The sequence below is a fragment of the Metabacillus rhizosphaerae genome, from assembly GCF_037201795.1.
In the GTDB taxonomy this organism is placed as follows: Bacteria; Bacillota; Bacilli; order Bacillales; family Bacillaceae; genus Metabacillus; species Metabacillus rhizosphaerae.
The window spans coordinates 4,237,015-4,249,241 of sequence record NZ_CP147403.1 but is presented as its reverse complement, the minus strand read 5'-3'; the positions used below and the strand labels follow the sequence as shown (position 1 = coordinate 4,249,241).

Annotated in this window: 10 protein-coding genes and 1 pseudogene; 8 read left to right on the top strand and 3 right to left on the bottom strand. The window is 35.8% G+C overall.

Annotated elements, in window-relative coordinates; all coding sequences use genetic code 11:
- Positions 1–264 precede the first annotated feature (264 nt).
- The 5 genes from WCV66_RS20665 (at position 265) to lpdA (ending at position 6,540) form a co-directional block, all read left to right on the top strand.
- Positions 265–942 carry a YkyA family protein gene (locus WCV66_RS20665; protein WP_338786694.1) on the top strand — a complete coding sequence of 226 codons (678 nt, stop codon included), beginning with the start codon at positions 265–267 and terminating at the stop codon, positions 940–942.
- Positions 943–1,581: 639 nt separating this feature from the next.
- Positions 1,582–2,697, top strand: coding sequence for a pyruvate dehydrogenase (acetyl-transferring) E1 component subunit alpha (pdhA, locus tag WCV66_RS20660; protein ID WP_066330592.1), 1,116 nt, complete (start codon positions 1,582–1,584; stop codon positions 2,695–2,697).
- A 3-nt stretch (positions 2,698–2,700) separates the two neighbouring features.
- Positions 2,701–3,678, top strand: coding sequence for an alpha-ketoacid dehydrogenase subunit beta (locus WCV66_RS20655; protein ID WP_066330589.1), 978 nt, complete (start codon positions 2,701–2,703; stop codon positions 3,676–3,678).
- 144 nt (positions 3,679–3,822) lie between these two features.
- Positions 3,823–5,127, top strand: coding sequence for a dihydrolipoamide acetyltransferase family protein (locus tag WCV66_RS20650; RefSeq protein WP_338786693.1), 1,305 nt, complete (start codon positions 3,823–3,825; stop codon positions 5,125–5,127).
- A gap of 3 nt (positions 5,128–5,130) precedes the next feature.
- Positions 5,131–6,540, top strand: coding sequence for a dihydrolipoyl dehydrogenase (lpdA, locus tag WCV66_RS20645; protein ID WP_066330585.1), 1,410 nt, complete (start codon positions 5,131–5,133; stop codon positions 6,538–6,540).
- 128 nt (positions 6,541–6,668) lie between these two features.
- Here lpdA and WCV66_RS20640 read toward each other — a convergent pair whose 3' ends face one another.
- A complete protein-coding gene (locus WCV66_RS20640; RefSeq protein ID WP_338786692.1) occupies positions 6,669–7,049 on the bottom strand; it encodes a hypothetical protein in 381 nt (126 codons plus the stop codon).
- A 334-nt stretch (positions 7,050–7,383) separates the two neighbouring features.
- On the opposite strand from WCV66_RS20640, the gene WCV66_RS20635 reads away from it, so the two are divergent.
- Positions 7,384–7,626: a hypothetical protein gene (locus tag WCV66_RS20635; RefSeq protein WP_066330580.1), complete on the top strand. Its 243-nt coding sequence runs from the start codon at positions 7,384–7,386 to the stop codon at positions 7,624–7,626.
- Positions 7,627–8,020: 394 nt separating this feature from the next.
- On the opposite strand, the pseudogene WCV66_RS20630 reads toward WCV66_RS20635, so the two are convergent.
- Positions 8,021–9,049 (bottom strand): annotated as a pseudogene (locus tag WCV66_RS20630) (BCCT family transporter); the annotation flags it as partial.
- Between the two features lie 184 nt (positions 9,050–9,233).
- Between WCV66_RS20630 and WCV66_RS20625 the strand changes: the two are divergent.
- Complete coding sequence (locus WCV66_RS20625) at positions 9,234–10,052, top strand: polysaccharide deacetylase family protein (protein WP_338786691.1); 819 nt, start codon at positions 9,234–9,236, stop codon at positions 10,050–10,052.
- A 274-nt stretch (positions 10,053–10,326) separates the two neighbouring features.
- Positions 10,327–10,467 (top strand): GapA-binding peptide SR1P, encoded by a 141-nt coding sequence (locus tag WCV66_RS20620; protein WP_207975194.1) that lies wholly within the window; start codon positions 10,327–10,329, stop codon positions 10,465–10,467.
- A 150-nt stretch (positions 10,468–10,617) separates the two neighbouring features.
- On the opposite strand, the gene WCV66_RS20615 is transcribed toward WCV66_RS20620, so the two are convergent.
- Entirely contained in the window at positions 10,618–12,093 is a 1,476-nt protein-coding gene (locus WCV66_RS20615; protein WP_338786690.1) for an aminotransferase class I/II-fold pyridoxal phosphate-dependent enzyme, read from the bottom strand.
- Positions 12,094–12,227 lie beyond the last annotated feature (134 nt).

Sequence of the window (12,227 nt, the reverse complement as noted above, 5' to 3'; positions counted from 1 at the left end):
TGTATTATAAATAGCACATCAATTAATGATATATAAGATTATAAAGGAAGATGCTAAAAACGAAAAGAATTCGTCATTATTTTTTCTGCTCGTGGCTATTAGTGATACTAATCTTTTATTGGTCTAAATGAAAGACAAGCACATAAAATGGTATAAAGTTTTAATACTAGTATTTTTTATGCGAAAAGTTTAGATGAATGATGATTGTAAAAATCTGCTTAACCCATTATAGTAGAAAATGTCTGAACGTTAGGGGGAATATTTTTGTTTACTAATAAAAAAAGCACTTTTTTAAATGTTAGTTTGTTAGCTTTTACTCTATTAATCTTTCTTTCTGGCTGTATGGGACCTTCTCCAGAAGAAAATATTTATTCTACACTAGAAAAAGTAGTGACCCTGGAGGATACCTTTAAAGATCAACAGCAGCCCCTTTTAGAGCTAGAGAAGAAAGAATCAGATCTTTATAATGAGATCATGAACCTTGGAATGAAAGAATTCGAAAAGGTAGTGGCACTATCTAAAGAAGCACTTACTCTTATAGATGAACGTGAATCAAAAATTGAGGCTGAATATGACAGTATTATCTCCTCAAAGAAAGAGTTTGCTGCAGTAAATGAAGAAATAGAAAAAATCGATGACGAAAAGCTAAAAGAAAAAGCTAAAGATCTAAAAGCTAAAATGGAGGATCGTTACACTTCCTATGAAAGTTTATATAACACATATAAAACGTCAATTTCACTTGATAAGGAATTATATATAATGCTTCAAAAAGAGGACTTAACACTTGAAAGCCTTGAAGCGCAAATAACGAAGGTCAATGATTCATATAAGAAAGTAATGGAAGAAAATGAAAAATTCAATAAATTAACTGAGGAATATAATGAGTTAAAAATAGACTTCTATAAAAATGCTGAGTTAAATGTTGAAGAAGTGAATAGTTAGCTTTATAAAAACCCAATCCTTGTGATTGGGTTTTTTATCGTTGTGTTGAAAATTGGAACTAAATTAGAAAAATGAAATTTGAGGTAAAAACACGTTTATTGTCTGACTTTTCAAAAAGTAAAACTGTATTATAAAGCACTAATACAGTTTTGTTTTTTGTAATAATACAGCTTGAAAGAGAAGGAGAATTTAAAGGGATGTTTTTGAAGAATCTTTTTTTAAAACCTTATACAAACTAATTGACGGACTCGAAAACATTAGTGTAAACTTGTTAATGAATTAACTAAGGTTGTATTAGTTAACTATTAAAGAAAACTAATACAGAATGATCAAAACAAGTTCATTAAACCATACATAGAGAAAGTTATAGGCAATCTCATGAGTGGTGAATAGTTAAGTAGGTTTGAATTCAAAAAAATTGTGTCATTCATCATATTTTAGGGTAACCTAAAGCTGTGCATATTGGAATTCTCTTACTAATAACTAAACAAGTTCAAGCCATGAAAAGCTAATAGTCCTTGTGACGATTAAACAATGCGGATTATTATCTACCCGTACATACATCAGTTGCCTAAGGTCTACCGAGCTTATTATGTGTCCGAACAAACACTCTTAAAAAGGAAAGGAAGAGGTTATAAGATGGCTGCAAAAACAAAAAGCACTGTTGTTGACAGTAAGAAACAGTTTGAAGCTATTTCTAAGCAGTTCGAAACATTCCAAATTTTAAATGAAGAAGGTAAAGTCGTTAATGAATCGGCTATGCCAGACATTACTGATGAGCAATTAAAAGAACTTATGCGCCGAATGGTTTATACACGTATTTTGGACCAACGTTCAATTTCTTTAAACCGTCAAGGTCGTTTAGGATTCTATGCTCCAACCGCAGGTCAAGAGGCTTCTCAAATTGCTTCTCAATATGCTTTGGAAAAAGAAGATTGGATTTTACCTGGTTACCGTGATGTACCACAAATTATCTGGCATGGACTTCCTTTGTACCAAGCATTCTTGTTCTCACGTGGACATTTCCATGGAAACCAAATGCCTGAAGGTGTAAATTGCCTATCACCTCAAATCATTATCGGTGCACAATACATTCAAACAGCAGGTGTTGCTCTTGGTCTTAAGAAGAAGGGTAAACAAGCTGTTGCAATCACATATACAGGTGATGGCGGAGCTTCTCAAGGTGACTTCTATGAAGGCATTAACTTTGCTGGTGCATATAAAGCTCCTGCAATTTTCGTTGTTCAAAATAACCGCTATGCAATCTCAACACCGGTTGAAAAACAATCTGCAGCACAAACAATTGCTCAAAAAGCAGTTGCAGCAGGTATTGTAGGTGTACAAGTTGATGGTATGGATCCATTAGCAGTTTATGCAGCTGTTCGCGACGCTAGAGAACGCGCTATTAATGGTGAAGGTCCAACATTGATTGAAACATTAACATTCCGTTATGGTCCTCACACAATGGCTGGAGATGATCCAACTCGTTATCGTACAAAAGAAACAGAAAACGAGTGGGAAGCAAAAGACCCATTAGTTCGCTTCCGTCTTTACCTTGAGGCAAAAGGCATCTGGAACGAAGAGGAAGAAAATAAAACAATAGAACAAGCAAAAGAAGATATTAAAGAAGCAATTCAAAAAGCGGATAAATATCCAAAACAAAAGGTTACGGACTTGATGGAAATCATGTACGAAGAAATGCCTTATAACTTAAAAGAGCAATATGAAATTTACAAAGCAAAGGAGTCGAAATAAGCCATGGCACAAATGACAATGATACAAGCCATCACTGATGCATTACGCACAGAATTAAAAAATGATGAAAACGTCCTCGTATACGGAGAAGACGTTGGCGTTAACGGTGGCGTATTCCGTGCAACGGAAGGACTTCAAAAAGAATTCGGCGAAGATCGCGTATTTGATACTCCTCTTGCAGAGTCTGGTATTGGTGGTCTTACAGTTGGTTTTAGTTTAACTGGATTCCGTCCAGTAATGGAGATTCAATTCTTCGGTTTCGTTTACGAAGTAATGGATTCATTAAGTGGTCAATTAGCACGTATGCGCTATCGTTCTGGTGGACATTGGACAGCACCAGTAACAATTCGTTCTCCGTTTGGTGGATTCGTACATACGCCAGAACTTCACGCTGACAGCTTAGAAGGTCTTGTCGCACAACAACCAGGGTTAAAAGTGGTTATTCCTTCAACTCCTTATGATGCAAAAGGACTTTTAATTTCTGCTATTCGTGATAATGATCCAGTTGTCTTTTTAGAGCATATGAAATTATACCGCTCATTCCGTCAAGAAGTTCCTGAAGAAGAGTACACGATTGAAATTGGTAAAGCAGATGTAAAACGTGAAGGAACAGATTTATCAATCATCACTTACGGTGCAATGGTTCATGAATCACTAAAAGCTGCTGATGAATTAGAAAAAGAAGGGGTATCTGTAGAAGTTGTTGACCTTCGTACAATCAGCCCATTAGATATTGAAACGATTATTGCCTCAGTTGAAAAAACTGGCCGTGTAGTTGTTGTCCAAGAGGCACAAAAACAAGCGGGGATAGCGGCAAACGTTGTAGCTGAAATTACTGAGCGTGCAATTTTAAGCTTAGAAGCACCAGTACTTCGCGTATCAGCACCTGACACTGTTTATGCGTTTACTGAAGCTGAGAATGTTTGGTTACCAATTTACAAAGATATTATTGAGACTGCTAAAAAAGTAGTTAATTTCTAATAATAAAACGAGCGTTTTATTTTTTCTTAGAAATTAAGATACTTGATGATAGCGTGAGGAAACCTTAGACTATCGCCAAATTATTTAGGCGACTTAGCTAAGTTTTTCCCAATTATTTTTTATTCCATAAGGAGGTAGAATGTTTTGGCATTCGAATTTAAACTGCCTGATATCGGTGAAGGTATCCATGAAGGTGAAATTGTTAAATGGTTTGTTAAACCAGGTGACAAAGTTGAAGAAGATGATGTTCTAGCAGAAGTACAAAATGATAAAGCGGTTGTTGAAATCCCCTCACCTGTTAAAGGTACGGTTACTGAGGTAAACGTTGATGAAGGTACGGTTGCTACTGTTGGACAAACAATCATTACGTTCGATGCACCAGGCTATGAGGACTTGAAATTTAAAGGTGATCACGGTGATGAAGAGCCTAAAAAAGAGGAAAAAACAGAAGCACAAGTTCAAGCAACTGCTGAAGCTGGTCAAGACGTGGAAAAAGAGGAAGTTGAAATAGATCCGTCTAAACGTGTGATCGCAATGCCATCTGTACGCAAATATGCTCGTGATAAAGATATTGATATCCGTCAAGTATCTGGCAGCGGCAAAAACGGTCGTGTATTAAAAGAAGATGTAGACACGTTCGTTCAAGGCGGAGGTGTAGCAACTACCCCTGCTGCAGCTGAAGAAGCACCTGCAGCTAAAGAAGAAAAACAAGCGAAACCAGCAGCTATTGCGATTCCTGAAGGTGAATTACCAGAAACTCGTGAAAAAATGAGTCCAATCCGTAAAGCAATTGCAAAAGCAATGGTTAACTCAAAACATACAGCACCACACGTTACATTAATGGATGAAATTGATGTAACAAACCTAGTTGCTCACAGAAAACAATTTAAAAATGTTGCAGCGGAGCAAGGTATTAAGTTAACATATTTACCGTACGTAGTGAAAGCTCTTACTTCTGCACTGAAAAAGTATCCTGTTCTGAATACTTCACTTGATGATAAAACAGAAGAAGTTGTTCAAAAGCATTATTACAATATCGGTATTGCTGCCGACACTGAAAAAGGTCTGCTTGTACCTGTTGTTAAAAATGCGGAGCGTAAGTCTGTTTTTGAAATTTCGGATGAAATTAATGGACTTGCTACTAAAGCGCGTGATGGTAAGCTTGCTCCAAATGAAATGAAAGGTGCATCTTGCACGATTTCAAACATTGGATCTGCTGGTGGTCAGTGGTTCACTCCAGTAATCAACCATCCTGAAGTTGCAATTTTAGGTATTGGACGTATTGCAGAAAAACCTGTAGTTCGTGATGGAGAGATTGTAGTAGCTCCGGTTCTAGCTTTATCATTAAGCTTTGACCACAGAATGATCGATGGTGCTACTGCACAAAATGCTCTTAACCACATCAAGCGTTTACTTAATGATCCACAATTAATTTTAATGGAGGCGTAATCGATGGTAGTTGGAGATTTCCCAATTGAAACAGATACTCTTGTCATCGGAGCAGGTCCAGGCGGATACGTTGCAGCGATCCGCGCTGCTCAATTAGGACAAAAGGTAACAGTAGTTGAAAAAGGTACATTAGGAGGCGTTTGCTTAAACGTAGGCTGTATTCCTTCTAAAGCATTAATTTCTGCAGGTCACCGTTATGAAACAGCTAAGCACTCTGAAGATATGGGTATCAAAGCTGAAAACGTGACAGTTGATTTCTCAAAAGTACAAGAGTTTAAACAAGGTGTTGTGAAAAAATTAACTGGCGGTGTAGCTGGATTACTTAAAGGTAATAAAGTTGACGTTGTTTATGGTGAAGCATATTTTGTTGATAACGAAACGGTAAAAGTAATGGATGAAACATCTTCACAAACATATAAGTTTAAAAATGCGATTATCGCAACTGGTTCACGTCCAGTTGAAATTCCAGTATTCAAATACTCTAACCGTGTAATTGATTCGACTGGTGCATTAAATCTTCAAGAAATTCCTAAAAAGCTTGTTGTAATCGGTGGAGGAGTAATCGGAATTGAGCTTGGTTCTGTTTATGCTAATTTCGGTACTGAAGTAACTTTCATTGAAGCAGCTGATGACATTTTAGTAGGATTTGAGAAGCAAATGACAGCATTGGTTAAACGCGGTCTTAAGAAAAAAGGTGTTGAAATTCACACTAAAGCTTCAGCAAAAAGTGTTGAAGAAAGTGAAACAGGCGTAAAAGTAACATTTGAAGTAAAAGGTGAAGAGCAAACAATTGAAGCTGATTACTTGTTAGTTTCTGTTGGACGTCGTCCAAACACAGATGAGCTTGGTTTAGAGCAAGTTGGTGTTGAAATGACCGATAGAGGTATCATCAAAATCGACAAGCAATGCCGCACAAATATATCAAACATTTATGCGATCGGTGATATTGTTGAAGGTCCTCAATTAGCACATAAAGCTTCTTATGAAGGGAAAATTGCTGCAGAGGCAATTGCTGGAGAAAAAGCTGAAATCGATTATTTAGGTATTCCAGCTGTTGTATTCTCTGAGCCAGAGCTTGCAACTGTTGGTTATACAGAAGCAGGAGCTAAAGAAGATGGCATTGAGATAATCGCTGCTAAGTTCCCATTTGCTGCAAATGGTCGTGCATTATCACTTAATGACACGGATGGCTTCTTAAAGCTTGTAACTCGTAAAGAGGATGGATTAGTTATTGGTGCACAAATTGCTGGACCAAGTGCTTCAGATATGGTTTCTGAATTAAGTTTAGCGATTGAAGCTGGAATGACAGCTGAGGACATTGCAATGACGATTCATGCTCACCCTACGTTAGGTGAGATCACAATGGAAGCTGCAGAAGTAGCGATTGGTAGTCCAATTCATATTGTGAAGTAATGTTATTTTACTTATAAGAGGTGACTCTCAGCTGAGAGTCACCTCTTTTTTTGGAGAAAAATGAAACCCCTTTTCGTGGCAAGAAAAGGGGTGATTCTATATGGGGAAACGAAGGCATGGTCGAAATGTCAGGGTGAAAGTGCGTTAGCAATTGGTTCCATAATTTCTTCCTTTGTTAAAACAGCTCCTTCGATGTGAACAACAACTCCATCTTTATCAATAACTAAAAGCGATGGGTAAATGTCTACCTCTACCTCATACTGTTTACTATCGCTATGTTCAGAAAAAACTTTCATATTTTCAATTTCTTCAGGGAACTCCTTTTTTATATCAAGTAATGCATCATAGTAGACTGCTTCACGATCAATATTATCATCATCAGAAAAAAATAACAGCTGCTTTTCTTTTGTTAATTCTTCATCGGTAGTACCTTGTGAAAAAAGAACATTTTCACATGAAGAAAGAATAATAACTGGAATGATGAAGGCAATGAGTATTGATTTTGTCATCTTTGCCCACCTCTTTTATTTAGTATCGAATAGGTCTAATTTCGTATGTATATAAAGGAACTTAATAGCTATTAAAGTATAATCTATGTTAAATTACACCTATTTTATCATAATTATTGAAGATTCTTCCTATTGTCATCTATTTGTTACATAATTGAAAAATAAATCCTTTATCCTACATTTACTAGCAAAGAAGCGAGGTACATTGCTGAACTCTTGTAGGTAATTGGCTACACTCAACATTTCTAATTGCTGAAAGACACTTAATAGATGGAAGATTTCTATTTTTATCGCATAAGATTTATATAGGTATAGATGAGGGGGAGAAGGTGGTATGAAATTAACTGTTTATTGTTATCATCTTATTCTGTGGAGTGGTTATAGTGTTGTTGGATGGCTTTCAAAGAAGGATAGTATGATTGCAAAAGCAATATTGCTTTTAGTTTTTTTCTATTTGGCCTATTTGGTTGCTTTTACTCTGCTTAAAACAAGAAAGGGAGCAATGTTTATTTCTATTGTAAGCCTTATCTTTTTTATGCTAGGGCAACAACTATTCAACTTTGTTTTTGTATATTAGTGTTTTGGATCTTAATTAAAGGCTAACTCGCCAAACTTTGTGCTTTTTACCAAATAATGTGGTGTGGTTGATTGCTGCATCGAAGTTGCTCGTTTTCTGCGGGCGCGGGTGGCGGTGAGCCTCCTTGGCGTAAACGCTTGCATGAGAATCGCCTGTCCCTGATGGTCTAAGCAGGTATCACGCAATCTGTTCCAATCAATCTGAAGTAGTTTTTGTTTTAAATGCAACAATTTCTTAGAAAAGACTTAAAAAAAGAGTACCATATAGGTACTCAGGTAATTATATTGTAAGCTTCTTTTCCTCTTGTAATGATTTTATCAATGAAAAAACCATTAATATCATTATGACCGCAACGGTAGAGCAGCAATTACAGCTGTTGTTTGGAGTGCTTCAACCAAAGTGCTCCAAAGACAGTGGGAACAGCTAACACTCCGATTATAAACTCACGGATAGTACGTCCTCTTGAGATACGTGCAATAAATGTGCCAACAAAGGGTGCCCACGAAATCCACCAAGCCCAGTAAAAGATTGTCCAGTCTTGAACCCATGTATTATCCCTTTGAAAGGGTGTCATTTTAAAACTCATTGAAGGAAGGTTTTGTAGATAGCTTCCTAATGATGTTGTAAAAAGATCCATAATAAAATTTGTAGGACCTGCGAAAAGTAAAAATAACATTAAGGAAATAGCTAATATCACGTTAAGATTGCTTAAGTATCTAATTCCTTTATCAAGTCCAGTTTGTGCTGAAAGCATAAATAATACAGTCACAATTAAGATAATAATTAATTGTGTTATAAAATTATTTTCGATTCCTTCTATAAGATAGGAAATACCACCAGCAATTTGAGCAGCTCCAAAGCCAAGTGATGTCGCAACTCCGAAAACAGTAGCAAAAACAGCAATGAAATTAATTAAAATACCTGTTTTACCATCAACTTTGTCACCTAAAATTGGCCGTAAAATATTACTAACTACTCCGTTTTGCTCTTTTCTAAATGTAAAATAGGCTAGAGCTAAAGCAATTGTTGAGTAGATTGCCCAAGGATGTAATCCCCAGTGAAAGAAGGAATATCTAAGTGCATCGCGTCCCGATTGATCTGTAAAGCCATTACCAGTGGGTGGCGCGCTATAATGAAAGATAGGCTCAGAAACACCCCAAAACACAAGCCCGATTCCCATACCTGCACTGAATAGCATAGCAAACCATGATAAGTATGAGAACTCTGGTTCATCAGTGTCCTTTCCTAATTTAACATTACCATATTTTGAAAAAATTAAGCTGATGGCAAAAATGAGGAAAAAAGTTGCGGTTAAAAGATAGAACCAACCAAACTTTTCTATAATAAAAGCTTGTATTGCTGTTGTAACGTCACTAATGTTTCCATTAGGTAAAAACCTCTTAGGAATTAATCCCCAAATGATAAATAGTTAGGTTACAATTACTGATATAATAAATACAGGGGTCAACTTCTTCATAAATGTATAACACTCCTCCTTTAATACTTATGAAAAATTTACGTTTTTTGAGTGTACCATCACATAGGTATATAGTGATTCAATTAGACTTAATCTATTCTTAATTAATTAAATAATATGGGGGAAAGGTATGCTAAAGAAACGAAATCTAGTAACTTTACTACTTTCAGTTTTACTCCTTCTTTCAGGATGTGCTATTGAAAAGGTTAACAAAGATTCTGAAAATGAAATAAAGCTAGAAAATGTTACTGACAAAATGGAGGATACAGCAAAGTCCGTTGATGGGAAAGTAATAGATGTGGCAAAACCTGTCGAGTTGGAAACATTATACGAACTAAATGATGTAAATTGGACAGTCAATCCAATAAATGAGGATACTGAGGAACGAGTTGTTTTACTTACTATCGATGATGCACCTGATAAATATTCATTAGAAATGGCAAAAACTTTAAAAAAATTAAATGTTAAAGCGATTTTTTTTGTAAATGGACATTTTATTCAAACGGATGAAAAAAAGAAAATGTTAAAAGAAATCTATGATCTTGGTTTTCAAATTGGTAATCATACAATGACACATCGTAATTTGAAGGATTTAACCGAAGAGCAGCAATATACAGAAATTATGGAGTTGAACTCCCAAATTGAGAAAATTATTGGAGAAAAACCAAGGTTTTTTCGTGCTCCATTCGGCAGCAATACAGACTATAGTAAAAAGTTAGTAGCAAAAGAAGGTATGCTCTTAATGAACTGGACTTATGGGTATGACTGGGAAAAGGAATATATGAATAAAGATGCCTTGGTTGAGATAATGGTGAATACTTCGCTATTAACAAATGGAGCAAACCTTCTTATGCACGACAGAGAATGGACAAATGCGGCCCTTGAAGGGATTGTTAATAGGTTAAAAGAAAAAGGATATAAAATGGTTGATCCTGCTTCTATAAAGTGAATTGTTTAATGTTGTATTTGGAGTTGTTAACTCGCTCTAAATATATACTAAGAAGTGTAAGCGTTTGGTATTTAATGTACTTTTATTCCTATGGTATGTAATGAAATTTCTGATAAAGGATGCATATTCCTCTAAAAATAATAAATGTGTTATACAAATTAACACTTGACGGATCGATTGTGACATATTATTATAATAATAACAAAGGTTAAACGCTTTCAAAGATTATAAGACTTTGAGAGTGATAAAATCATGATTGAAAAGGGGTATGGAGATGGGAACAATCGTTTGTCAAAACTGCAACTCTACAATCGGTCATATTGAGGTAGAAAAAGTGACAACATTATATGGTAAATGTAATCATCATAATTGCTGCAAAGAAGATCAGAAAATAAATGTTGTCGAGGTCAAATAAGGGGTTATATATAAAGTTTTTAAGGGGGAATAAAGCACGCAACAATTTTGTTGCGTGCTTTATTTTTGTTACAAAATTATAAAATTTTTGTACGGTGGATAACACTTTGACATCCAGTTTTAGCGCCCAGTGAACTTCACAGTAACAAATTTATCGAATTGCACGGTGTTCTTTAATCACGCGAATTGTATTTAAAGTTGGATCTTCAGGTCCTTGTACTGGTAACCCTACTTCAAGATTTTTCGTAACATATGCTAAATTATCATCAGTTACAATCTCACCAGGAATAAAGATTGGGATTCCTGGTGGGTATACCATTATAAATTCAGCGATGATTCTACCTGCAGATTCGTTAAAAGGGACGATTTCAGTCTCAGCGTAAAATGCATCCCTTGGTGTTAGAGCTAATACAGGTATATCAGGCAGTAAAATACGAGCCTTAACGTCTTGATCATCCTTTTTTAATTGGAACTCACTAGAGAGCTCCTGGAGGGCTTTAATAAGGGTATCTACATCATTCTTCGTATCGCCAGGAGTAATAATACATAAAATATTATATAAGTCAGATAATTCCACTTCGATTTGGTATTTTTCACGAAGCCATTTTTCGACGTCATATCCCGTTAAACCTAGTTCATAAACTGGAATAATTAATTTTGTAGGGTCATAATCAAAGGTTGCTTTTGTTCCTAAAATTTCTTTGCCAATACAATAAATATTTTTGATTGCATTAATTTTATCACGCGTATAATTAGCTAACTCAATTGTCTTATCGATTAATTCACGTCCCTCTGTAGCTAAACGCTTCCTAGCTACGTCAAGTGATGCTAATAATAAATAAGAAGTAGATGTAGTTGTCATCATACTTAATATCGATTGTACCCGCTGAGGTGACACTAAAGAACCTCTCACATTTAACACAGAACTTTGTGTCATCGATCCGCCAAGCTTATGGACACTTGTCGCAGCCATATCTGCACCAGCCTGCATTGCGCTTAAAGGCAATTCCTCATGGAAATGAATATGGACACCATGTGCTTCATCTACCAAAACTGGAACATTGTAGGAATGAGCGATTTCAACAATTTCTTTTAGATCAGCAGAAATTCCGAAATAAGTAGGATTAATAACAAGTACACCTTTAGCATCGGGATGCTGTTCAAGAGCCTTTTCTACCGCATCATTTGTAATTCCATGTGAGATACCTAAGTTCTTATCAATTTCAGGATGTATGAAAATTGGAATTGCTCCTGAAAAAACAATCGCAGTCATAACTGATTTATGAACATTGCGAGGTACAATAATTTTATCTCCTGGTCCGCAAACAGCCATAACCATTGTCATGATCGCTCCACTTGTCCCTTGTACAGAAAAAAATGTATAATCCGCTCCAAATGCCTCTGCAGCAAGCTCTTGAGCTTTCTTGATCATCCCTTTAGGGGCATGAAGGTCATCTAATGGCCCAATATTAATTAAATCAATTGATAAAGCATTATCGCCGATAAAGCTTCTAAATTCAGGATCAATTCCCGCACCTTTCTTATGACCAGGAATATGAAATTGAATTGGATTTTTTTTTGCATGTTCAATTAAACCTGTGAACAACGGTGTTTCTTTTTGTGACAACGTTTTTCCACCTTCTTTTTTCATTAATAATTGATATATCCTACATGCTGTCTTCAGAGAAAATATGAAGAAAAGGAAACGGGATAAAGAATTGAGTAAAGGTTAATCTCTCGCAAATATATATAATGCCGTTG

What these genes read in the sequence shown, in the direction of transcription:
- pdhA (WP_066330592.1), top strand. Translation starts at nt 1,582, where the DNA reads ATGGCTGCAAAAACAAAAAGCACTGTTGTTGACAGTAAGAAACAGTTT.
- WCV66_RS20655 (WP_066330589.1), top strand. Translation starts at nt 2,701, where the DNA reads ATGGCACAAATGACAATGATACAAGCCATCACTGATGCATTACGCACA.
- lpdA (WP_066330585.1), top strand. Translation starts at nt 5,131, where the DNA reads ATGGTAGTTGGAGATTTCCCAATTGAAACAGATACTCTTGTCATCGGA.
- WCV66_RS20640 (WP_338786692.1), bottom strand. Translation starts at nt 7,049, where the DNA reads ATGACAAAATCAATACTCATTGCCTTCATCATTCCAGTTATTATTCTT.
- WCV66_RS20635 (WP_066330580.1), top strand. Translation starts at nt 7,384, where the DNA reads ATGAAATTAACTGTTTATTGTTATCATCTTATTCTGTGGAGTGGTTAT.
- WCV66_RS20625 (WP_338786691.1), top strand. Translation starts at nt 9,234, where the DNA reads ATGCTAAAGAAACGAAATCTAGTAACTTTACTACTTTCAGTTTTACTC.
- WCV66_RS20620 (WP_207975194.1), top strand. Translation starts at nt 10,327, where the DNA reads ATGGGAACAATCGTTTGTCAAAACTGCAACTCTACAATCGGTCATATT.